We start from the raw sequence: 20,933 nt of genomic DNA, 5'->3' as shown, positions 1-20,933 counted from the left end.
TCGATGGCTGGGATGCGTGGGTGTTCCCGTCGCTTACCCTCCCCTGGAGGGCCCTCCAGGGGAGGGTAAGAAAAACATCAAGCCGCGGCCTGGCCGAGCGCCAGGACGATGGTGTCGACGACGTCCTCGACCAGGATGCGGTCCTCGCCCTCGCCCATGACGCGGATCACGGGCTCGGTGCCGGAAGAACGGATCAGCAGACGGCCGTGGCCGTTGAGGCGCATCTCTCCGTCGGAGATCGCCGACTTGACGTCGGAATCGTCGAGCGGCTTGCCGCCCTTGTGACGGACGTTCTTGAGGATCTGCGGCAGCGGGTCGAATCGGTGGCAGACCTCCGAGACCGGCCGGCGCAGCTTCTGCACCACGGCCAGCACCTGCAAGGCAGCCACGAAACCGTCGCCGGTGGTGGCGTAGTCGGAGAGGATGATGTGGCCGGACTGCTCACCGCCGAGATTGTAGCCGCCGTTCAGCATCTGCTCGAGCACGTAGCGATCGCCGACCGGCGTACGCACGAGATCGAGCCCCTGCCCTTTCAGGAAGCGCTCCAGGCCGAGATTGGACATCACGGTGGCGACGATGCCCGGGCGCGACAGGCGTCCGTCCTCCTTCCAGCTCTGCGCGATCACCGCGAGCAACTGGTCGCCGTCGACGATGTGGCCGCGCTCGTCGACCAGGATGACGCGATCGGCGTCGCCGTCCAACGCGATGCCGATGTCGGCGCGCATCTCGCGCACCTTCTTCGACAGCGCTTCCGGCGAGGTCGAGCCGCATTCCTTGTTGATGTTGAAGCCGTCGGGCTCGACGCCGATCGGCACGACGTCGGCGCCCAGCTCCCACAGCGCCTCCGGCACCACCTTGTAGGCGGCACCGTTGGCGCAATCGATCACGACGCGCAGGCCGTCGAGCGACAGATCGCGCGGCAGCGTGCGCTTGGCGAATTCGATGTAGCGGTCGTGCACGCCGTCGATGCGGCGGGCGCGGCCCAGGCTCGCACTTTGTGCCAGCCTCCTGTCGAGAGATTCGTCGAGCAGCTGCTCGATCTGCTTCTCGACGTCGTCGGAAAGCTTGAAGCCCTGCGGGCCGAACAGCTTGATGCCGTTGTCCTCGAACAGATTGTGCGAGGCCGAGATCATCACGCCGAGATCGGCGCGCATCGACTTGGTCAGCATCGCGACCGCCGGCGTCGGCATCGGGCCGACCAGCAGCACGTCCATGCCGACCGAGGTGAAGCCTGCGACCATCGCGTATTCGATCATGTAGCCGGACAGGCGGGTGTCCTTGCCGATCACGACCCTGTGGCGGTGGTCACCGCGCTGAAACGCAAGGCCTGCGGCCTGGCCGACCTTGAGCGCGAGCTCCGGCGTGATCAGTCCGTTGGCGCGGCCCCGAATCCCGTCCGTCCCGAAATATTTGCGGCTCATATCGTCCCCCAAAGGCAACAACCAGGGGATCCCCTCTACAACCACGGGATGCCCGAAAGGGCCCCGCATCCCTGATTTGCTGGGGTTCTTATAATGCTATCGCGGCTAACTTGGCTTCAAGAAATATGATGAATCATTACGGAACCGGGCGCGGCACCGGCTCAGTAAGATCTTGTTAACACTATATTTCCGGCCGAAGCGCGGCGCCGAGGCGGAACCTGCCCCTACCGGGTGCGCTTCACATGGCCATCCTCGCGGCTCGGCGCCGGCTGGGTGACATTGACGGGATCCGAGCCCGGAAACGTTTCTTCCAATCCCTCTTCCAGCGCCTCCTCGAGATCGTGCTTCTCCTTGATCTCTTCCGGCGAAGGTCCAGCGTGCGGCCTCGTCATCGCGCCCTCCTGCAAAACGTCCTGCAAACGATTTGGCTATGCATCCAACCATGCTAGATGACCCCGAAATCTTCCGATGCAAGACTTCCAAGCAAGACGGGCCGGGGAAAAGACATGAAGCACATCACCTGTATCGATGATCTTCGCGCGCTGCATCAGCGCCGCGTGCCGAAGGCGTTCTTCGATTATTGCGACCGCGGCTCCTATGCGGAGGAAACGCTGCGCGCCAACCGCGAGGACATGCAGGCGATCAAATTCCGCCAGCGCATCCTGGTCGACGTCTCCAAGCGCGACACCTCGACCACGATCCTGGGCGAGCCCGCGACCATGCCGCTGATGCTCGCGCCCGTCGGCCTTCTCGGCATGCAGCACGGCGACGGCGAGATCCACGCCTGCCGCGCCGCACAGGCCGCCGGCATCCCGTTCACGCAATCGACCATGTCGATCTGCTCGATCGAGGACATCGCCGCCAATGTCGAGAAGCCGTTCTGGTTCCAGCTCTACGTGATGAAGGACCGCGGCTTCATCAAGGCGTTGATCGAGCGCGCGATCGCGGCCAAGTGCAGCGCATTGGTGCTGACCGTCGACCTCCAGGTGATCGGCCAACGCCATGCCGACATCAAGAACGGCATGACGGTGCCGCCGGAATGGTCGCTGTCGAAGCTGCTGGACTTCGCCAGCAAGCCCGCCTGGGTCTCCGGCGTGCTGCAAGGCAAGCGCCGCACCTTCGGCAATCTCGCCGGTCATCTGAAGGTCAGCGACGACATCACCTCGCTATCGACCTGGATCAGCTCGCAATTCGACACCTCGCTGAACTGGAACGACATCGACTGGATCCGCTCGATCTGGCCGGGCAAGCTGATCCTGAAGGGCATCCTCGACGTCGAGGACGCCGAGCTCGCCGCGAAAACCGGTGCGCAGGCGATTGTGGTCTCCAACCATGGCGGCCGTCAGCTCGACGGTGCACCGTCCTCGATCGAGGTCCTTCCCGAAATCGTCGACACCGTCGGTGACAAGATGGAGATCATGTTCGACGGCGGCATCCGCTCCGGCCAGGACGTGATGCGCGCGCTCGCGCTCGGCGCAAAATCCTGCATGATCGGCCGCGCCTATGCCTATGGCCTCGGTGCCGGCGGCCAGGCCGGCGTCGCCAAGGCGATCGACATCATCCAGAAGGAGCTGCTCACGACCATGGGCCTGTGCGGCGTCAACCGGATCGACGAGATCGACGATCATATCATTGCGATGTGAGGCTTCTGCCAGGATGCCGTGCAATAATCACTGTCGTCCCGGACAAGCGCGCCCGAAGCGCGCGCCGATCCAGGACCCATAGCCACAGGCGGGTGTGGCTAAGGGGACTCGGAGTGACCTGCATCGCGTAACAACTTTTTCCTGTGATTATGGGTCCCGGATCTGCGCTGACGCTTGTCCGGGACGACGGCGGTATTTGAGGCGGCAGGCGCGCGTCTCACACCCCCCTCACATCGGCGGCGCCAGGCCGTCGCGGCCGACACTGACGCGGTTGGTCTCGAACGAGCCGTCGGGCAATTGCTTCATGAAGGCGATGACCTTCGCACCCGGCTTCAACTCGGATTTGTCGCTCGGCACGAAGGTCACCACCGGCGTGTTGTCGGCGACGAACACCTTCTTCTCGCCGTCTTTGTACTTGACCAGCAGCGTGTGACCGTCATTGCCGACAACGCTTTCGGCCACGGTCGCATTGGTCATGCTGGAGTTCGGCTTGAGGTCCCAGGGCCGGGAGCCCTCGCCGGTGCCGCGCATGCTCTCCGGAAACACATGAACCTCGACCGCGTTCTGGCCGCCGTCCGGTCCCGGCACGGTGGTCGCACCGATGAAAGAACCCGGCTTGATGTCGGCAAGTGAGATCCTGGTGATCCCCGAGACGTTCACGTCGGAGGCGATATGAAGCTTGACGTCTTCACCGCTGCGCGACTTGACCTGCATGGTGTCGCCATTGACGCTCTCGATCGTGCCGCGCACGCGCGTCGGCACCGGCGCCCTCTGGGCAAAGGCGCAGTAGGTTGAGACGGCCACCATCGCGACGGCGATCAGCGGACGTGTGAAAGTTGCACGTTGAACAGGCATGACGATCTCCGATTGCCCCACGACGGTAGAACTCCAGAGATGGTGTGCTATTCGCCGAGCCCCTCTCAAGTCTTTGTGAGATCGGCCTCGACCAATGCGCGCAGCTCGGCCGTGACCTCGGGCCGGCGGCCGAACCACAGCTCGAAGCCGCGCACCGCCTGATGCAGCAGCATGCCGAGCCCGTCGGCGGTCTTCAGGCCGCGCGCCGTTGCTGCGGCCAGCAGCGGCGTCACCAGGGGAACATAGACGAGGTCGGCGACGACCGCCGCCTGCGGCAGGCGCGCGACGTCAACATCGAGCGGAGGCTGGCCATGCATGCCGAGCGAGGTCGTGTTCACGAGAAGTTTCACGCGCGGCAGCACGTCGCTGATCGCGTCCCAGGACAGCGGACGCACGTTCGGCCCGAACTGCCTTGCCAGCGCCTCGGCCCGTTCGACGGTGCGGTTGGCGACATGCACGCATCTGATGCCGCGTTCCAGCAGGCCGAACACCACCGCGCGCGAGGAGCCGCCGGCGCCCAGCACCAGCGCCTGCTCGGCCGCGCCCCAGCCGGGCGCGCCGGCGTCGAGATTGTTGATGAAACCTTCGACATCGGTGTTGGTCGAACGCAGCTCGCCGTCGGCAAACCACAGCGTGTTCGCGGCGCCGACCGCCTTTGCGCGGGCGTCAGGCGTCGACAGCGCCAGCACGGCTTCCTTGTGCGGGATGGTAACGTTGGCCCCGACGAAGCCGCGGAGCGACAGCCGCAGCACGAAATCGCGCAGATTCTCGGGAGGCACCGCCTCGATGACGTAGCCGCCTGCAATGCCGAGCGTGCGCAGCCAGTAATGATGGATCAGCGGCGAGCGCGAATGCGCGGCCGGCCATCCGATCAGACAGGCTGCGGGAGTTCTTGGCGCGGTCATCTTTCCCTCGGGTCGTTTCCGAGGCGATCCATTTCGCGTCGCGCCCGCTCTGTCAAGCGTACGTCGTCAGCTCGCAGCGGCCTCGTCGGCGGCCCGGCTCTTGATGTCGGCGATGGCGCGCTCGAGGCTCGTGCGATAGCGCGCGCGCGGCGGCGTCACGCCATGGGTGAGCAGCGCGCGGCGGACCGTGGGCGAGGCTCCCGTGATGAACAGCTTGATGCCCTGGCGGTGCGCCTTGGCGGCGACGCGGCCAAGCACGTTGGCCGCGGTCGAATCCAGGAACGGCACCGCGGCGAAATCGACCACGAAGGCCTTGCGCTTGTCGGCGATGCCATCGAGCACGCCGCCGATCGCCGAGGCCGCGCCGAAGAAGAACGCACCGGTGATGCGATAGACCAGCACGTCGCGGTCGACCGCGAGGGCGGAATCGTAGGGAACGCGATCGCCATTGCCATCGTCGGGGCGATCGGCCGCCACCAGCGGCGTGCGCTCCTCGATGCCGGTCATCTCCGCCATGCGGTGGATGAACAGCACCGCGCCGAGCGCGAAGCCGACCAGGATGCCCTCGGTGAGATCGCGGAAGACCGTGAGCAGGAAGGTCGCGAGCAGCACCACGGCATCGCCCCATGACGAACGCAGGAGCGTGGCGAATTCGTGCTTCTCCGCCATGGTCCAGGCCACCACGACCAGCACCGAGGCGAGCGCGGCCAGCGGAATGTAGCTCGCCAGCGGCGCCGCGATCAGCATGAACAGCAGCAGGAACACGGAGTGCAGCATGCCCGCCATCGGTCCGTGCGCGCCGGCGCGGATGTTGGTGGCGGTGCGTGCGATCAGGCCGGTGACGCAGATGCCGCCGAACAGCGCCGAGCCGATATTGGCCGCGCCTTGCGCCACCAGTTCGCAATTGGAGCGGTGACGGCGGCCGGTCATGCCGTCGGCGACCACCGCCGACAGCAGCGATTCGATGGCGGCCAGCAGCGCGAAGGCGATCGCATCCGGCAGCACGGCCCGGGCCTTCTCCAACGAGAACGCGGGCAGCGCCGGCGAGGGCAGCTCGCGCGGAATGCCGCCGAAGCGCGAGCCGATGGTCTCGACCGGGAGCGACAGCACGCTACTGGCGACCGCCGCAAACACGACCGCGATCAGAATGCCGGGCCAAGACGGCCGCCAGCGGCGCAAGCCGGCGATGATGGCGATGCTGACGATGGCGACTGCGACGGCGGACGGATTAACGGTGTCGAGGCCGCCGGCGAGCGCGACGAGCTTTGGCACGAACTCGCTGGGCTCCCTCCCTGCGAGCGTGATGCCTGAGAGATCGCGGAGCTGGCTGGCGAAGATGATAACGGCGATGCCGGCGGTGAAGCCGACCGTCACCGGATAGGGAATGAACTTGATGTAGGTGCCGACCCGCAACAGGCCCGCAGCGACCAGGAACAGGCCCGCCATCATGGTGGCGAGGATGACGCCATCGACGCCGTGCCGCTCCGCGGTCGCCGCGACCAATACGATGAACGCGCCCGCAGGCCCGCCGATCTGGAAGCGGCTGCCGCCGAGCAGGGAGGCGATGAAGCCGCCGACAACGGCGGTATAGAGACCGCGGTCCGGCGTCACGCCCGAGGCGATCGCGATCGCCATCGACAGTGGCAGCGCGACGATCGCAACCGTCAGGCCGGCGAAGACGTCGGCACGGAAATCCGCGATGCCGTAGCCTTCGCGCCAGACGGTGACGAGTTTCGGCAAGTACAGTTCGGCAAAGGTCGGCTGACGCAGCTGGTGCAGCCGGCTTGCCTGGTCGGTCGTGATGCTCATGCCCACAATGCTCCAAAGCACCGTGCGCCCCTTCGTTGCCGAGGTGCGACGATGCGCCAGCCCATCCTGATTCCGGGCACGATCAACGCGCGATCATGCTCAGACGCGGCGCGGCTGCCCCGGCTCCTTCAGGCGAACGCCGCGCCCGCCGCCGTCGCTGCGGGCCTGCTCGCCGATCAGCTCGACGCCGGCCCGGTCGAACGCCTCGACCACCTTGATCAGGGTTTCGACTACGCCACGAACATTGCCGGTGCTGGCCTCCATCCGCTGGATGGTCGGCAATGAAACGCCGGCGAGCTCGGCCAAGGTTTTCTGGTCAATGCCGAGCAGCGCGCGGGCTGCCCGCATCTGGAATGACGTGATCACCTTGGCCTCACTTACCAGAACGCATAAATGATATCTGGTGCATATACAATGATATAAAATACATCATCCCGCGGCGAGCGCAAGTGGCTGCCCGTCTGTCTCCTCCGTCATTGCGAGGAGCTCTTGCGACGAAGCGATCCAGGCTATTTCCGTAGAGACAGCCTGGATTGCTTCGCTTCGCTCGCAATGACGGTGGTTTGGGCGCCGGCCTGAATGAGACGCCGAACTCGCGGAGGCAGCCCCAACCCGCCCTCGCCCCGTAAGAACGGGAAGAGGGCGTGAGAGAGCGGTGCCTCCCTTACTGTCCGTCTGTCACCGCGCGAGCGGCAGATTCACGCCGCGTGCTGATGCGCGGCGATGATCTGGTCGGCGGCGCGGCCGGTGACCTCGGCCATGTGGTCGAACTGGCGGGTGAAGCTGCCGGCGCCGGCGGTGGCCGAGCGCAGCTCGACGATCAGTTCCCCGATTTCGGCTTCGGGCATCATGGCGCGGACGCAGTCCCAGCCGCTCCAGCCCTCGCGGGTATCGAAGCCGAGAATCTGGCCGCGCCGCGCCGACAGGATCGCGTTGATCTTGGCTGTGGCGTCGGTCGGGCAGACGATCTCGACCATGTGGATCGGCTCCAGCAAGACCGGCTGGCATTGCGGCAGGCCTTCGTTGAGCCCGATCCGCGCGGCCGTGCGGAAGGCGAGATCGGAGGAGTCGACGCTGTGATAGGAGCCGTCGGTCAGCGTCACCTCCACGTCGGTAACGGGGAAGCCGAGCGGGCCGCGGGCCAATCCGTCGACGACGCCTTCTTCCACCGCCGGGATGTAGTTGCGCGGCACCGCGCCGCCCACGACCTTCTCGCCGAACCTGAAGCCGTCGCCGCGCGGCAGCGGCCTGATGTCGAGCACGACGTCGCCGAACTGACCGTGGCCGCCGGACTGCTTCTTGTGCCGCCCGCGCTGGGTGATCGGCTTACGGATGGTCTCCTGGTAGCCGATCCCCGGCGGATGCGAGGTGACCTTGACGCCGAAGCGGTCGCGCAGCCGCTCACCCGCCACGCGCAGGTGCATCTCGCCCTGCCCCCACAGCACGGTGTCATGGGTCTTGGCGTTCTGCACGACGACGAGTGACGGATCCTCCTCATGCAGCCGCGCCATCGCCTGGCCGAGCTTGACGTCGTCCTTGCGATCGACGGCGGCAATCGAGATCGCGAGCACCGGCGGCGTCGGCTCGATCGTGATCAAGGCCGCGGGCGGCGTCTTGCCGTTCGACGCCGTATCGCCGGTCTTGATCGCATCGAGCTTGGCGAGCGCCACCGTGTCGCCGGCTTCGGCCGAGGCACGCTTGGTGTCGTAGGCGCCGTTGACGGCGAGGACGCCGGAGACGCGCCCCAGGCCCCCGGAGGCGGATTGCAGCGTCGCTCCGTCGTCGAGATGGCCGGCAAGCAGGCGTGTCAGCGACAGCTTGCCGCCGTGCTGCGAATGCACTGTCTTGAAGACGTAGCCGAGCGCGTCCTTGGACTCGGGGACGCCGAGACGCTTCGCCGTCTCCGCGATGCCGGGCGCCTCGTGGCGCAGCGCCTTCATCAGGCGCAGCACGCCGTTTTCGCGCGCAGCCGAGCCCAGCAGCACCGGGCAGATCAAGCCTTCGCGCAATTCGCGGGCGAGATCGTCGAACACGGCATCGCGCGGCGGCTGGATGTCCTCGAGCAGTTGCTCCATCAGCGCATCGTCGTGATCGGCAAGCTTCTCCAGCATCGAGAAGCGGGCTTCCTTCTCGCGATCGAGATCGCCGCCTTCGAGCGCCATCACCTCGGACGCCTTGTGCTCGCGATAGATGAAGGCGCGTTCCAGCGCGAGATCGACGAAGCCCTCGATCAACTCGTCCTTCCAGATCGGGATCTGGCGCAGCACCAGCGGCACGCGCGAGGCGGGCTGCAGCATGGCGAGCGTCTCGCGGATGCGCTGGCTGGCGCGATCGATCTTGTTCAGGAACAGGAAACGCGGGATCTTCAGCTCCTCCAGCTCGCGCAGGATGATCTGAAGCTGCGGCAGCTTCTTCTCGTCGGCCTCGCAGACCACGATTGCGGCATCGACCGCGGGCAACGCGGCGCGCATGTCGTGGGCAAACTCGACGGAACCGGGACAATCGAGGAAGGTGTAGCTGTCGCCCATGAAATTCGTGGTCGCGGCGGTCAGCCCGACGGTCATCTTGTGCTGACGGGCCTCTGGCGTGGCGTCGCCGACGGAGGTTCCGGCATCGACGCTGCCGGCACGCGGGATCGCGCCCGTTCGCGCCAGGATTGCTTCTAAAAGTGTGGTTTTACCGCTTTGGAAAGGGCCCACCAGCGCGATGCACCGTGGACCTCGGGGACTTCTGACGTCTTGTCCCATTCGCCGCCTCCTTGGTGTGGAGCTCGGCCCATGATTGGGTCGGCAAGCGCCGATGCTCTGCCCGTCCCCGAGATTTGGCAAGCGTCAAAAGTCGCTGCGGTGCGTCGTCAGTAAAATCGCGCCGCTTCGCGCGGCGCGATCACACGCGAAAGTGTTACCGCCCCGGACGCAGTTCCAGGCTTTCGAGTCCGGCGGCGATGTTGAGGCCGACCTGGCCCTGCACGCTGAGCGGCTGGAGCGCGATCGAGTTGTTGGAGCCGCCGACCAGAACGTTGCCGCCGAGACCGACGCCGACCGAGGCGCTGCCCTGCGCACCCGCGTAATTGCCGGAGAGGTCGCCGGGGCCGAGCCGGTCGACCGGTGCGAACACACCCCAGGCCAGGGCCGTCTCCTGGGTAATGCCGATGTCGAGGCCGACCTTGCGGATGGTCGCGACATAGCGGTCATCGGGCAAGCCGTCGGCGCGCAGCACGCAGCCGAGATGGGTCACCGAACCCACGATGAAGCCGACACTGGCGCCGCCGCGGCACTCGAGCACGCCGACCCGCGTCATCCGCTGCTGCGCGCTGCCGCTCGCGACGGTGGCAAGAAGGCTGGCGGCAGTGAGCCCTGCGAGGAGGAATGAACGGCGCATGAATGTCTCCGGCGATGATGTGATGCGAGCAGAGAGAGCGCCCCACCCGTGTTGCGTGATGGTCTATGCCACAACAGCCGTGGTGGTGCCAGATCGCGCACGACGAATTGGTGCGCTGTCTTCCTTCTCCCCTTGTGGGAGAAGGTGGCATAGGCGGCCTTCGGCCGCCGTTCAACAACGCCGAAGCGGAGCTTCGGCTATGGCGCCGGATGAGGGGTTGTCTCCGCGAATTGAACTGGCAGACGGACTCGCGGAGAGAGAACCCCGTCTCGCCGCTTCGCGGCGATCCGCCCTCTCCCACAAGGGGAGAGGGGTTCACCGCATTCCGCGAGAGCCTCAGCGCAGATTGCCGCAGAAGCGCTGGATGCGCTTGCAGGCGTCTTCGAGGTCCGAGGTCTTGGTCGCGTAGGAGATGCGGAACGCAGGTCCCAGGCCGAAGGCCGAACCCTGCACCACGGCGACGCCTTCGGTCTCCAGGAGCTCCGTGACGAACTGCTCGTCGTTGGAGATCACATTGCCCGACGGCGCTTTCTTGCCAATGGTGCCGGCGCAGGACGGATAGACGTAGAACGCGCCTTCGGGGCGCGGGCACTCGATGCCGCTCGCCTGGTTGAGCATGGAAACGACGAGGTCGCGCCGCTCCTTGAAGACCTTGTTGTTGGCGGGAATGAACTCCTGCGGACCGTTCAGCGCCTCGACCGAGGCCCATTGCGCGATCGAGCACGGGTTCGAGGTCGATTGCGACTGGATCGTCGCCATCGCCTTGATGAGATGCGCCGGACCGCCGGCATAGCCGATACGCCAGCCGGTCATGCAATAGGCCTTGGAGACACCGTTCACGGTCAGCGTGCGGTCGTACAGACCCGGCTCGACCTGCGCGACGGTGGTGAACTGGAAGTCGTCATAGACGAGATGCTCGTACATGTCGTCGGTCATCACCCAGACATGGGGATGCTTCACCAGCACGTCGGTGAGTGCTTTCAGTTCCGAGCGCGTGTAGGCGGCTCCCGTCGGGTTCGACGGCGAGCACAGGATGACCCATTTGGTCTTCGGCGTGATCGCGCGCTCAAGCGCCTCTGCCTGGAGCTTGAAGCCGGTCGCCGCGGTGCAGACCACCGGCACCGGCTCGCCGCCGGCGAGCGCGACCATCTCGGGATAGCTGACCCAATAGGGCGCGGGAATGATCACCTCGTCGCCCGGATTGATGGTCGCCATCAGCGCGTTGTAGAGCACCTGCTTGCCGCCGGTGCCGACGATGATCTGGTTCGGCTTGTAGGCGACGCCGTTCTCGCGCTGAAACTTGGCGATGATGGCTTCCTTCAGCTCGGGGATGCCATCCACCGCGGTGTACTTGGTCTTGCCGGCCTCGATGGCGTGGATCGCCGCCAGCTTGATGTTGGCGGGCGTGTCGAAGTCGGGCTCGCCGGCGCCGAGGCCGATGACGTTGCGGCCAGCCGCTTTCAGCGCGCGTGCTTTATCCGTGACCGCGATGGTCGCGGACGGCTTCACACGGTCGAGCGCAGCGGCAAGGAAGGACATCATCATCTCCTGGCGAGCGTCGTGAAGCCTTTCGCCTCACGACTCCATTTGTGGGAATGAGCTACCCTAAAACGTGTGCCGCTGCGCCGCAAGAAACTTCGGCCCGATCTCGAAAAAGATTGCCGATTTCCGGCGTTTCGGAGCGCCCCGACCGCAATGTTCCGTAACTTTGCCGGCCAAATTCCTCATATCCGGCAAGGCCTGTCCTCGGAGCAATTTTGCATGACCGGGCTTGTCCGCCCAGTCACGTACTTCTTGTCATGTGGCAACACGTGAATGGCCGGGACAAGCCCGGCCATGGCAATGCGTGGGCACTGGTCCGTCCGATCGTCGATACGATCCCTACCCACTTGATGATCTCGCCGAGCAATGCCCGCGTTGACGCAAGCGTGAGCTGAATTGCATGCTCGCGCGGAAATGATCTTCCGCAACGTTGCAGTGCGGCAGGGTTTTCGAGTTTTTCTATTGGCCGGCTCTTGCGGCGGATTCGCATCGGCATCATTGTTTAGCCGCCTCGCGGGGGCAACGATCGCCGCGTCTTCACGTCCTCGGATTCGAACTGCAGAATGTACAAGCTCTATTCGATGCAACGCTCGGGCAACAGCTACAAGGTTCGCCTTGCGCTGGCGCTGCTCAACCTGCCTTACGAAGCGGTGGAGGTGGACATCCTGCGCGGCGAGAGCCGCACGCCGGACTTTCTCAGCAAGAACCCGTCGGGACAGGTGCCGCTGCTCGAGGTCGGCGAGGGCCGCCATCTCGCCGAGTCCAATGCCATTCTCTGGTACGTCGCCGTCGGCACGCCGCTTGCGCCGGAAAACCGCATCGATCGCGCCGAGGCGCTGCAATGGATGTTCTTCGAGCAGCACGCGCTCGAGCCGAACATCGGCGCCGCCTATTTCTGGCTGTCGCTGGTCAAGGGCGGCCGCGATCTCCAGACCCATTCGCTGGAGGACTGGATGGAGCGCGGCTATGGCGCGCTCCAGGTGATGGAGAACCATCTCAAGACCAACGCTTATTTCGCCGCGCGCCAGCTCACGGTCGCCGACATCGCGCTGTATGGCTACACCCACCTCGCCGACCGTTGCGACTTCGATCTTTCCACCTTCCCGGCGATCCGGGACTGGCTCGCGCGCGTCGAAGCCGCGCCCGGCTTCGTGACCATGGACTGGCGCCCGGCCGACATCGACGACCCCGCCAGCATCGCGGCGGGCGCCTGACGGCGCCGCACCTGCGCGAATAGCGGGCAGAAGGGCCCGTTTGCCGCAATCTCGCCATTTTTGGCGCGATGGCCGCCGCAATATTGCCGGTTGGAACTGGGAAATTCCGGAAAGTCGCGGGTGATTCGCTCGCGTGTTGAAGGATTTAGACCATGATGCGGGCGTCCGGCACGGCAGGCTTTCAGAGCCCATCCGCTACCGTCGCGTCTTCCCGGCTCACCCATGCGGTCGCGGCCTCGCTCGCCGTCGCCGCGCTCTCGCTGTGCCTGATCGTCACCCTGACGGTGCTGTCGACCAAGGCGACCATGGCGATGGGCCTGCCGGTCTGATTCCCGTTTCATCCTGGACCTGCCTTCAGGGCGCCGTGCGGCCCGCGCCGACCGGCATCGCGACAGGACGTCGATGAAATCACCTGTGGTAGTCGTTGCAATCACCCTGACCGCGGCCATCCTGGTCGCGGCGTCGCTGTTGATCATCGTCGGCACGCGCAAGGGCACGGGGACGTCGACCCTGAATGCGCCCACGCTGCAACAGCGCGTCAAGCACGCGCACATGGTCTAAAATCATCGGAAAGCTTGAGGGTTGCACGCAAGCGCGCCTTAAGCACGCCGCACGAAACCGCATCGCAGTCACGCAACAATCAGTCAGTGTTGCGGCCTGACCTCGTTCGGAAGGAGCGAGACTGGCCCATGCGGCTCGGATGGCGTGCGATCTCCGGTCCGGTGCTGACGGCAGCCGCCCTGCTGCTGGCAATGCTGTTCGATCGCTTCATCCCACCCCCCTCGCCCGCGCCGCTGCTGGTCTGCATCGTGGCTCTCGCCGGCGCGCTCGCGGGGCTCGCCTCCGCCATGACGACGGCCGCTGTCGCAGTGATCGGCGCGGCGCTGTTCTTCCTCAACCGCCACGGCGTTTCCGGCTATGGCGCCGCCGATCTGGTCCGGCTCGGTCTCCTGACCGTCACGGCTGTCGGCACCGCCGGCATCACCGGCCTGATGCGCGAGCGGCTGCTCGGCACGGTCGCGGCCGAGCGCCGGAGCCACGCCACGGCCGCACGGCTGTCGGCCGCGCTCGACCAGGTGGATATCGGCATCGTGCTGCTCGATGCCGAGACCCGGGCCGAATTCATCAACCGCGCGTTCCGCGATTATTTTGCACTGCCCGACCAGATCGCCGAACGTAAGCCGCCCTTCATCGCGCTGATGTATCACGGCCGCGACATCGGCGCGTTCGAGCTGCCGGAGGACGAACTCGGCACCTTCATCGCGCGCCGCATGGAGATGGTGCGGGGCGGCGATGCCACGCCGATCAACATCAAATTGAGCAACGGCGAGGTGCTGCGCTTCGTCTGCACCGCGCTGCCCGACGGTGGACGCATGCTGAGCTACACCCCGGTGACCGACCTCGTGCGCCACACCGACGAGCCATCACGCGCCGACTACTACCGCTCGCTGCGCGACCCCGCAAACCGCAAGCTGACCCGCTACCTGCGCATCGCGGAGTGACGCGACGGCGCGATTGATCGGCAGTGCGACCATCACGTATGAAGGACGCTTCATCGATCGCGGGAATTTCACATGTCGCTCACCATTCGCGCCGTCACGAGGCAGGATTACGATCAATGGCTGCCGCTGTGGGACGGCTACAACGCCTTCTACGGCCGCTCGGGCCCGACCGCCCTGGCGCCCGAGATTACGAAGATGACGTGGCAGCGCTTCTTCGATGCCTATGAGCCGATGCATGCGCTGGTGGCCGAGGACGACGGCCGCCTGCTCGGGCTGACGCATTATCTGTTTCATCGCAGCACCACCGCGATCGAGCCGTCCTGCTATTTGCAGGACCTGTTCACGCTCGAGGCAGCGCGCGGCAAGGGCGTTGCCTCGGCGCTGATCCATGGCGTCTATGAGCGGGCAAAGCTCGCGGGATCGCCGCGCGTGTACTGGCAGACGCACGAGACCAATCTGACGGCGCAGCGCCTGTACGACAAGGTCGCGGAGCGGTCCGGCTTCATCGTCTATCGCAAGATCTTCTGAGTCCTGCGCCCTGAAGCCTTGTGGATAACTCCGCCTGTCACCCGGGCGTAACACAGCAAGACTACGCTGCGCCTGCGTCTGGTCAGGCCCCCCGTCACCGATCAAGCGCCCCAAAGCGGCCCCCGTCAGTCGCCGCGTCTGACAGGGGCCGCATTTTTTTGTCCGGGATTGTCTGCATGGCAGCAGCGCAGGCATCGGCTTGCTGATGCGGCGCACGGTGGTCACAATGTGCCGCTGCTCATCTGACAGGATCTCCCATGGAAATTCGCAATCTCGGCGCCTCCGGCCTTCGCGTGTCTGCGGTCGGGCTCGGCTGCAACAATTTCGGCCAGCGCACGGATCTGGAGACCTCGCGCAAGGTGATCCATCGCGCGCTCGATCTCGGCATCACGCTGTTCGACACCGCCGACATCTATGCCGGGATGGGCGGCTCGGAGACGGTGCTCGGCACCGTGCTCGGCGATCGCCGCAAGGACATCGTGCTCGCCACCAAATATGCCAAGCCGATGGCGACCGACGGCACCAGGCAGGGCGCCTCGCGCCGCTACATCATGGATGCGGTCGAGGCGAGCCTGAGGCGGCTCAAGACCGACTACATCGACCTCTACCAGCAGCACGATTACGATCCGCTGACGCCGATGGAGGAGACGTTGCGTGCGCTCGACGATCTCATCCGGCAAGGCAAGGTGCGCTACATCGGCAACTCCAACTTCCCGGCCTGGCGGATCGCGGAAGCCGAGTTCACCGCGCGCGCGATGAATGTCAGCCGCTTCGTCTCCTGCCAGGACGAATACTCATTGCTGGTTCGCGATATCGAGAAGGACCTGCTGCCGGCGGCGCAAGAGTACAGGCTCGGCCTGCTGCCGTTCTTCCCGCTCGCGAGCGGCCTGCTGACGGGCAAGTACCAGCGCGGCGCGGCGGCACCCGCCGACACGCGCTTTGCCAAGGCCCCGGCGCTGCGCGACCGTTACGTCACGCCGCGCAACGAGGACATGGTCGAGAAGCTCCAGGCCTTCGCCAAGGCGCACGGCCGCTCGATGCTGGAGCTCGCCTTCTCCTGGCTCGCCGCGCGCCCGCAGGTGTCGAGCGTGATCGCAGGCGCCACGCGCGTCGAGCAGATCGAGGAGAACGTGAAGGCGATCGCCTGGAAGCTCAGCGCGGATGAGATGGCGGAGATCGACAAGATCACCCTGGGCTGAGCTCTGCGGCGCGCTACTTCGCGCCGCGGCCGACCGTCTGCACCACCTCGAAGCCCTCGAACTGGGGATGGCCGAGATAAAGCGGCTTGTTGTCTCCCGCCTTGTGATGCGCCGCGCGAAACGCCTCCGACTTGGTCCAGGCCTCGAACGCGGCGTGGTTCGCCCACACGGTGTGGGAGGCGTAGAGCGTGTGGTCCTCGAGCTCGGGGCCCCTCAGCAGATGGAATTCGACGAAGCCCGGCACCTTGTCGAGATGGGTGTCGCGCGAAAGCCAGACCTGCTCGAAAGCAGCCTCGGAGCCCTTGGCGACGCGGAAGCGGTTCATGGCGATGTACATTGGGTGGTCTCTCCTGATGCTCCGCCCATCATGTCGTCATTCCGGGATGCGCCGCAAGGCGCAGGCCCGGAATCCATTTCGCCACGGAACAAGTCGATGAATGGATTTCCGGGTTCGCGCTTCCGCCTTCGCTCTTCGAGCTTCGGCGGACAAGCCGCGCGCCCCGGAATGACGACCTAAGCCACCAGCCCCTTCATCGGCCTTGCGCTTGCGCTATCCGGAAACACCGTCTCCGCCAGCACGCGGTCGGACAGGCCGAACCGGTCCTGCAGCACGCCCTTGATCACGGAGCGCAGGTCCGTCGTCGGCTTGAGGTCGCGGGCCTCGTGGAGGTTGGCGAGCTTGAGGCCGGGCCAGTCGGCGATGACGCGGCCGCCCTTCACCGCGCCGCCTGCGAGCAGCGCGATCGTTCCCGTGCCGTGATCGGTGCCGTCGGTGCCGTTGATGCGCGCGGTGCGGCCGAACTCGGTGGCGACGACGACGACGGTCTCGCGCCAGCGATCCCCCAGGCCGCTTTCGAACTCGGCGAGCGCGCCGTCGAGGCCTCCGAGCAGGAAGGCGAGACGCCCCACAGGGCCGCCTTCGTTGGCATGCGTGTCCCAGCCGTCGAAGGCGAGCGCGGCGATGCGCGGGCCATCGTCGGCCGCCATCAGCTTCGCCGCGCCGCGCGCGACCTGCCGCATCTGTGCGACGGCGTTGCCGCGCGTCGCTTTCATGTCGTCGCCACTCGCGGCCTTGTCGAGCTGGAGGCCTTGCGACAACGCCGAGGCCAGTGCGGGATCGCGGTGACGGTAGAGCTCCATGAGGCGCATCGCGGTGTCGTCATCGGCCTGCGGCAGCGCCACCGGCGCCCAGCCGACGGTGGGCGCGTTGCCACGCAGCACCAGCGGCGTGGTCGGCCCGACGGCCAGACCGCTCGACACGCGCTCGCCGCGCGGCAGCGCTTCCAGCGCGCGGTTGAGCCAGCCGGACTGCACGCGGCCCGGGCCGACAAAGCCGCTTTCGAGCACGTCCTGGCCGTCGAAATGCGAGCGGTCGCGATAGGGCGTCGCCACCGCATGGATCACCGCCGCATGCCTGTCGCGATACATGCGCGCAAATTCCGGCATCGCCGGATGCAGCGCGAAGAAGGAATCGAGCATGATCGCGGGATGCGCACCATCAGCGGTGAGCGCTATCGAGCCGTGCAGGCCGGCATAGTCGGGGTCGCCGATCGGACCGACCGTCGAGAGACCGTCGAGCGCGCCGCGCAGGATCACCACGATCAATCGTGGATCGCGCCCATCGGCGGCGCGGGCGAATTTCGGCAGGTAGGCCCAGGCCGCGAAGGAAGCGCCGCCGAGCAGCAGGCCGCGGCGCGAGGTGAGGAGCCGGTTTTCGACGCAGTCGATCATCTTCATCTCCTCTGCATTTCCGGCGACATCAACAGCAGCGCCAGCGCCTGCTGTCGCGACTCCGCGCGCTCGATGGTTCTGCGCGTTTCGATCGAGGCCGCGTCGGCGGCTGCGAACTCCAGGAGGTCGAGCGGATCGATGTTGTTGCCGAGCCGCGCGCCGATCTGCGCCGCGATGTCCAGCCTGAGCTTGATGCCTTCAGGCGCGGCCCAGGCGGCATTGGTGTCGGGAAAGCCGTTGGGGCCGGGCGGCGACCATAGCGGCTGACCGAGCAGGTTGAGGCCGCTGAGATAGCGGCTCGGGTCCTCCGGCACCTGCGCGAGCAGCCGGCCGCTCGCGACCAGGAAATCGTAAGGTGAGCGCATCTTGGTCAGCGGCGCCTTCCACGCTTCATCGGAATCGACCAGCGCCATGGCAAGCGCCTTGAGATCGCCGTCGGACTTGACGAAGACATCGCGCAGGCGCGCAACGAGCGTCGGCGGCGGATCATCTGCGACGAAGTGACGGACGAATTTGGTGGCGATGAAATTCGCGGTCGACGGATGCCGCGCGAGGTCGGCGAGCGCTGCTTCGCCCTGTGCGAGCCCGGTGGCCTCGTAGCTCCTGCCGAGCAGGACTTGCGGCCCGGGCTGATGCGCATTGACGCTGAAGACGAAGGAGCCGGGCGACCCTAGCTGCCCCTGCCGGCCCGCGAAGGTCCAGCCGGTGATGATGCGCGCGAGCGAGGTGACGTCGCCTTGCGTGTAGCCGCCGCCAACGCCGAGCGTATGCAGCTCCATGATCTCGCGCGCGAGATTTTCGTTCAACCCGCGCTTGCGATTCTGCCCGGCGCGAGAATCCGGTCCGAGCGATTGCTGGTTGTCGAGAAAGAACAGCATCGCGGGATGCTGCTCGACTGCCCTCAGCATGTCGGGGAAGCGCCCGAGCACGTGCGGCCTGATCGCCTCGCGCTCGAACGCGCCGGCCCAGATCCGCGCCAATTCGCCTTTGCTGGCGGAGATGCAGAAATGGTTGGACCAGAACGCGACGAGGCGCTCGGTGAAGCCGCACTCGGCCAGCGTCGCGCGCTGCAACCGCGCCAGCGCTTCGGCGCGAAAGGTCTTCTGGATCACGTTGAGCGGCTGCGGCGCGGGCTTTGCGGCCGGCGGTGCCGCCGCGTTGGGCTGCATGGCGTCCGGCCTTGCCGCATTGTCCGCAGGCTTCGCCTCCGCCATCTGGCCTGCGATCTCCGTCGCCGCCGCGTTCAGGGAGGGATTGCGGCGGAGTTCGGTCGGTGCGGCCGGCGGCGTCTCAGCGGGCGCGGCGGCCTTCGCCGCTTCGCGCGCCTGCTTGACCTGGTCCTGATAGGCAAAGACGGCCTGCCCGAGTTGCGGCGTCGATTGCAGTCCCGGCGCTTCCAGCAGCACGCCGTTGGGACGCGCAAGCTCGGCCTTCACGAATCCGCGCGGGTCGGAGCTTGCGTTGATGAGATCGCCCGACGCGCCACCGCGGGCGCCGAAGCCAAAGCGGTTGAGCGCGACGAGGGCAGCTTGCGTATCGCGGGCCATCGATCTGTCCTTCGCGCGTTGGAGCCGCTTTCCTGATACGTGCGCGGCGCGTAATATACCGCAGCGACAGATGAACCCGACATGAAAATGACGGCGAAGCTTCGGCGTAGATCATGACAAATCCGAAAGAATCCGCGTTGCAGGAACCGCGCCGCCTCGCCTGCTCCCGCTGCGGCGCCGAGTTCGGCTGCGACCTCTCGGGCACGTGCTGGTGCGCGGAGGAGACGGCGAAACTGCCGATGCCGCTCGCGGGCGAGGATTGTCTGTGCCGGGAGTGCTTGCGGAAGGCTGCGGCCGTTGCGTTGTCCTCCGCGGACAGCGACGACCCGAGCTCACGATCCTAAAGGGAGCGCGGAATACGCGTCTTGAAGCAGGACGCTCCCTCGTTCGAGATGCCATCCGAACACGGCGTCACGGAGTTGCGGCGCTCGGGACAATTGTCGTTGCGGCCTTGCAGATCCGTTTACCCAATACTGCCGGCATCCCGCGTTTTCAGACATCTCTTAATCAAGCACGGCTAGGTTGTGCCCCGCAAATACAAGTGTGGCGCCAATGATCCGTTTCGTACTGTTCGCCTGTATGGCTTTCACGACCGCCTTCGTCGGCGTGTTCTGGGCGATGCGGGGATTTCCCGCCTACACGGTTTCGCCGATCAGCGCATTGCAGCCGACGCTCACCACGACATTCGGAGGAGAGAGCGCCAAAGCTTACGATCGCAAAATGTGGGAAGCCGCACACACCTCGCAAAGCGACAAGGATCCGAAACGCGACGCACTGCGGCTCGACGCGTTGCAGGCAGGCACTGCCTACGCGATGTCGCCATGCGACGACACGATGAAAGCCAATCTCGTCGCCGCCACGACGGCCTATGCCCGCGCGTACATGAAGATCTTCGACTGCCCGAACCCCATGATGGCGATGTTCTGCAGCGAGAAGAAGCGGGACGAGGCCAACGCGGCGTTCTCTACGCCGCTCGACATTCGCGTCCGGGCCGCGCTTGCCGAAGCTTTTGAGCAGAAGGGCGTCGTCGAGACCGACTTTCCGGAGGAACTCCGCCTCACGGTCAAGCAATTTGCCGGCCCCGGCCTGTGGTCCGAGCCCTCCCCGGTTTGCCTGCCGCGGATGCGCGCCGCAGCGAGCGGCAAATGAACCGCATCTGGTTCGTGATCTGGGCGATCGTGGTCTGGCAAGTCGCGGTCTGGGCCTTTGCGCCGGAGCCCAAGGCTCGGCCACAGGTCTTTGCGGGTGACGGCAAAGGCTACGGAGACACCGAAAAATATGCGGTCGAATCGCGCATCAGCCAGCGTCGCGGCGCGATGGCCGCGCTGGAGCTTCCCTGGAGTGGGCGCTGCACCGGGGACACGCGCGAACAATTCATCGAGGGCCTCAACGAGTATTACTATCACCGCCAGAACCAGACAGAGCGCTATCCCGAGATCTTCGGCCCGGCGGGCGCTGATTACATAGCCAAGCAATGGTCGACGGGAGAGGACAAGCGCATCGAGCGGCTCACACAGGAAGCCTACGTGAGGGGCTACTTCAAACCGTCGGACTTCAATGGCGTCGCCAGCAAATTGATCGCAATCGTCGTCAAGGGCGAACGCGTAACAGGACATGCCTGCGCGGGTTGAACGCGTCCAGGAGCGAGCAGCGCAT

General features: G+C 65.8%; 22 protein-coding genes. 10 read left to right on the top strand and 12 right to left on the bottom strand.

The features are described 5' to 3' along the window. Positions 1 to 77: 77 nt before the first annotated feature. Positions 78 to 1,421 (bottom strand): phosphoglucosamine mutase, encoded by a 1,344-nt coding sequence (glmM, locus tag H1B27_RS22380; protein WP_061877473.1) that lies wholly within the window; start codon positions 1,419 to 1,421, stop codon positions 78 to 80. Positions 1,422 to 1,645: 224 nt separating this feature from the next. Next, positions 1,646 to 1,813, bottom strand: a complete 168-nt coding sequence (locus H1B27_RS22375; protein WP_165935878.1) for a hypothetical protein — start codon at positions 1,811 to 1,813, stop codon at positions 1,646 to 1,648. Positions 1,814 to 1,927: 114 nt separating this feature from the next. Between H1B27_RS22375 and H1B27_RS22370 the strand changes: the two genes are divergently transcribed. After that, entirely contained in the window at positions 1,928 to 3,064 is a 1,137-nt protein-coding gene (locus H1B27_RS22370) for an alpha-hydroxy acid oxidase (protein ID WP_131869236.1), read from the top strand. A gap of 228 nt (positions 3,065 to 3,292) precedes the next feature. Here the strand turns inward: H1B27_RS22370 and H1B27_RS22365 are convergent, their stop codons facing one another. From H1B27_RS22365 to H1B27_RS22335, 7 genes are all read right to left on the bottom strand, one after another. Next, on the bottom strand, positions 3,293 to 3,919 hold the full coding sequence (locus H1B27_RS22365) for a hypothetical protein (RefSeq protein ID WP_061877502.1): 627 nt from the start codon (positions 3,917 to 3,919) through the stop codon (positions 3,293 to 3,295). A gap of 65 nt (positions 3,920 to 3,984) precedes the next feature. Next, on the bottom strand, positions 3,985 to 4,824 hold the full coding sequence (locus H1B27_RS22360; protein WP_197967548.1) for a shikimate dehydrogenase: 840 nt from the start codon (positions 4,822 to 4,824) through the stop codon (positions 3,985 to 3,987). Between the two features lie 66 nt (positions 4,825 to 4,890). Continuing rightward, positions 4,891 to 6,633: a SulP family inorganic anion transporter gene (locus tag H1B27_RS22355; RefSeq protein WP_197967547.1), complete on the bottom strand. Its 1,743-nt coding sequence runs from the start codon at positions 6,631 to 6,633 to the stop codon at positions 4,891 to 4,893. Between the two features lie 99 nt (positions 6,634 to 6,732). Further along, the gene (locus H1B27_RS22350) at positions 6,733 to 6,999 is read right to left on the bottom strand and encodes a helix-turn-helix domain-containing protein (RefSeq protein WP_061877468.1); all 267 of its coding nucleotides are present in this window, start codon (positions 6,997 to 6,999) and stop codon (positions 6,733 to 6,735) included. Positions 7,000 to 7,331: 332 nt separating this feature from the next. Next, positions 7,332 to 9,380, bottom strand: a complete 2,049-nt coding sequence (locus H1B27_RS22345) for an elongation factor G (RefSeq protein ID WP_197967546.1) — start codon at positions 9,378 to 9,380, stop codon at positions 7,332 to 7,334. 154 nt (positions 9,381 to 9,534) lie between these two features. After that, positions 9,535 to 10,014 (bottom strand): DUF992 domain-containing protein, encoded by a 480-nt coding sequence (locus H1B27_RS22340; protein ID WP_061877466.1) that lies wholly within the window; start codon positions 10,012 to 10,014, stop codon positions 9,535 to 9,537. Between the two features lie 336 nt (positions 10,015 to 10,350). Further along, positions 10,351 to 11,553 (bottom strand): pyridoxal phosphate-dependent aminotransferase, encoded by a 1,203-nt coding sequence (locus H1B27_RS22335; protein WP_028176678.1) that lies wholly within the window; start codon positions 11,551 to 11,553, stop codon positions 10,351 to 10,353. Positions 11,554 to 12,119: 566 nt separating this feature from the next. On the opposite strand from H1B27_RS22335, the gene H1B27_RS22330 reads away from it, so the two are divergent. From H1B27_RS22330 to H1B27_RS22305, 6 genes are all read left to right on the top strand, one after another. Further along, a complete protein-coding gene (locus H1B27_RS22330) occupies positions 12,120 to 12,770 on the top strand; it encodes a glutathione S-transferase family protein (protein ID WP_197967545.1) in 651 nt (216 codons plus the stop codon). A gap of 152 nt (positions 12,771 to 12,922) precedes the next feature. Continuing rightward, positions 12,923 to 13,099 (top strand): hypothetical protein, encoded by a 177-nt coding sequence (locus H1B27_RS22325; protein ID WP_162832045.1) that lies wholly within the window; start codon positions 12,923 to 12,925, stop codon positions 13,097 to 13,099. 73 nt (positions 13,100 to 13,172) lie between these two features. Then, entirely contained in the window at positions 13,173 to 13,331 is a 159-nt protein-coding gene (locus H1B27_RS22320; RefSeq protein ID WP_061877464.1) for a hypothetical protein, read from the top strand. A gap of 128 nt (positions 13,332 to 13,459) precedes the next feature. Continuing rightward, positions 13,460 to 14,272, top strand: a complete 813-nt coding sequence (locus tag H1B27_RS22315; protein WP_197967544.1) for a PAS-domain containing protein — start codon at positions 13,460 to 13,462, stop codon at positions 14,270 to 14,272. Positions 14,273 to 14,344: 72 nt separating this feature from the next. Beyond that, on the top strand, positions 14,345 to 14,800 hold the full coding sequence (locus H1B27_RS22310) for a GNAT family N-acetyltransferase (protein WP_197967543.1): 456 nt from the start codon (positions 14,345 to 14,347) through the stop codon (positions 14,798 to 14,800). Positions 14,801 to 15,057: 257 nt separating this feature from the next. After that, positions 15,058 to 15,999, top strand: coding sequence for an aldo/keto reductase (locus tag H1B27_RS22305; protein ID WP_061877461.1), 942 nt, complete (start codon positions 15,058 to 15,060; stop codon positions 15,997 to 15,999). A 13-nt stretch (positions 16,000 to 16,012) separates the two neighbouring features. Here the strand turns inward: H1B27_RS22305 and hmuQ are convergent, their stop codons facing one another. From hmuQ to H1B27_RS22290, 3 genes are all read right to left on the bottom strand, one after another. Then, positions 16,013 to 16,336 carry a heme-degrading protein HmuQ gene (gene hmuQ, locus H1B27_RS22300; protein WP_024340421.1) on the bottom strand — a complete coding sequence of 108 codons (324 nt, stop codon included), beginning with the start codon at positions 16,334 to 16,336 and terminating at the stop codon, positions 16,013 to 16,015. 176 nt (positions 16,337 to 16,512) lie between these two features. Next, positions 16,513 to 17,730: a DUF1501 domain-containing protein gene (locus H1B27_RS22295; protein ID WP_197967542.1), complete on the bottom strand. Its 1,218-nt coding sequence runs from the start codon at positions 17,728 to 17,730 to the stop codon at positions 16,513 to 16,515. Positions 17,731 to 17,732: 2 nt separating this feature from the next. Next, a complete protein-coding gene (locus H1B27_RS22290; protein ID WP_197967541.1) occupies positions 17,733 to 19,277 on the bottom strand; it encodes a DUF1800 domain-containing protein in 1,545 nt (514 codons plus the stop codon). Positions 19,278 to 19,390: 113 nt separating this feature from the next. Between H1B27_RS22290 and H1B27_RS40260 the strand changes: the two genes are divergently transcribed. The 3 genes from H1B27_RS40260 (at position 19,391) to H1B27_RS22280 (ending at position 20,908) form a co-directional block, all read left to right on the top strand. Next, positions 19,391 to 19,621 carry a cysteine-rich CWC family protein gene (locus tag H1B27_RS40260; RefSeq protein ID WP_246515607.1) on the top strand — a complete coding sequence of 77 codons (231 nt, stop codon included), beginning with the start codon at positions 19,391 to 19,393 and terminating at the stop codon, positions 19,619 to 19,621. A 208-nt stretch (positions 19,622 to 19,829) separates the two neighbouring features. Further along, positions 19,830 to 20,426, top strand: coding sequence for a hypothetical protein (locus tag H1B27_RS22285; protein ID WP_197967540.1), 597 nt, complete (start codon positions 19,830 to 19,832; stop codon positions 20,424 to 20,426). Further along, complete coding sequence (locus H1B27_RS22280; RefSeq protein ID WP_197967539.1) at positions 20,423 to 20,908, top strand: hypothetical protein; 486 nt, start codon at positions 20,423 to 20,425, stop codon at positions 20,906 to 20,908. The genes H1B27_RS22285 and H1B27_RS22280 overlap by 4 nt, the downstream gene beginning before the upstream one ends. Positions 20,909 to 20,933 lie beyond the last annotated feature (25 nt).

Origin of the sequence: Bradyrhizobium diversitatis, assembly GCF_016031635.1 — a bacterium.
Taxonomy (GTDB): domain Bacteria; phylum Pseudomonadota; class Alphaproteobacteria; order Rhizobiales; family Xanthobacteraceae; genus Bradyrhizobium; species Bradyrhizobium diversitatis.
The sequence above is the reverse complement of the archived record's forward strand: the minus strand, read 5'-3'. Positions and strand labels throughout refer to the sequence as shown.

What these genes read in the sequence shown, in the direction of transcription:
- glmM (WP_061877473.1), bottom strand. Translation starts at nt 1,421, where the DNA reads ATGAGCCGCAAATATTTCGGGACGGACGGGATTCGGGGCCGCGCCAAC.
- H1B27_RS22375 (WP_165935878.1), bottom strand. Translation starts at nt 1,813, where the DNA reads ATGACGAGGCCGCACGCTGGACCTTCGCCGGAAGAGATCAAGGAGAAG.
- H1B27_RS22370 (WP_131869236.1), top strand. Translation starts at nt 1,928, where the DNA reads ATGAAGCACATCACCTGTATCGATGATCTTCGCGCGCTGCATCAGCGC.
- H1B27_RS22365 (WP_061877502.1), bottom strand. Translation starts at nt 3,919, where the DNA reads ATGCCTGTTCAACGTGCAACTTTCACACGTCCGCTGATCGCCGTCGCG.
- H1B27_RS22360 (WP_197967548.1), bottom strand. Translation starts at nt 4,824, where the DNA reads ATGACCGCGCCAAGAACTCCCGCAGCCTGTCTGATCGGATGGCCGGCC.
- H1B27_RS22355 (WP_197967547.1), bottom strand. Translation starts at nt 6,633, where the DNA reads ATGAGCATCACGACCGACCAGGCAAGCCGGCTGCACCAGCTGCGTCAG.
- H1B27_RS22345 (WP_197967546.1), bottom strand. Translation starts at nt 9,380, where the DNA reads ATGGGACAAGACGTCAGAAGTCCCCGAGGTCCACGGTGCATCGCGCTG.
- H1B27_RS22340 (WP_061877466.1), bottom strand. Translation starts at nt 10,014, where the DNA reads ATGCGCCGTTCATTCCTCCTCGCAGGGCTCACTGCCGCCAGCCTTCTT.
- H1B27_RS22335 (WP_028176678.1), bottom strand. Translation starts at nt 11,553, where the DNA reads ATGTCCTTCCTTGCCGCTGCGCTCGACCGTGTGAAGCCGTCCGCGACC.
- H1B27_RS22330 (WP_197967545.1), top strand. Translation starts at nt 12,120, where the DNA reads ATGTACAAGCTCTATTCGATGCAACGCTCGGGCAACAGCTACAAGGTT.
- H1B27_RS22325 (WP_162832045.1), top strand. Translation starts at nt 12,923, where the DNA reads ATGATGCGGGCGTCCGGCACGGCAGGCTTTCAGAGCCCATCCGCTACC.
- H1B27_RS22320 (WP_061877464.1), top strand. Translation starts at nt 13,173, where the DNA reads ATGAAATCACCTGTGGTAGTCGTTGCAATCACCCTGACCGCGGCCATC.
- H1B27_RS22315 (WP_197967544.1), top strand. Translation starts at nt 13,460, where the DNA reads ATGCGGCTCGGATGGCGTGCGATCTCCGGTCCGGTGCTGACGGCAGCC.
- H1B27_RS22310 (WP_197967543.1), top strand. Translation starts at nt 14,345, where the DNA reads ATGTCGCTCACCATTCGCGCCGTCACGAGGCAGGATTACGATCAATGG.
- H1B27_RS22305 (WP_061877461.1), top strand. Translation starts at nt 15,058, where the DNA reads ATGGAAATTCGCAATCTCGGCGCCTCCGGCCTTCGCGTGTCTGCGGTC.
- hmuQ (WP_024340421.1), bottom strand. Translation starts at nt 16,336, where the DNA reads ATGTACATCGCCATGAACCGCTTCCGCGTCGCCAAGGGCTCCGAGGCT.
- H1B27_RS22295 (WP_197967542.1), bottom strand. Translation starts at nt 17,730, where the DNA reads ATGATCGACTGCGTCGAAAACCGGCTCCTCACCTCGCGCCGCGGCCTG.
- H1B27_RS22290 (WP_197967541.1), bottom strand. Translation starts at nt 19,277, where the DNA reads ATGGCCCGCGATACGCAAGCTGCCCTCGTCGCGCTCAACCGCTTTGGC.
- H1B27_RS40260 (WP_246515607.1), top strand. Translation starts at nt 19,391, where the DNA reads ATGACAAATCCGAAAGAATCCGCGTTGCAGGAACCGCGCCGCCTCGCC.
- H1B27_RS22285 (WP_197967540.1), top strand. Translation starts at nt 19,830, where the DNA reads ATGATCCGTTTCGTACTGTTCGCCTGTATGGCTTTCACGACCGCCTTC.
- H1B27_RS22280 (WP_197967539.1), top strand. Translation starts at nt 20,423, where the DNA reads ATGAACCGCATCTGGTTCGTGATCTGGGCGATCGTGGTCTGGCAAGTC.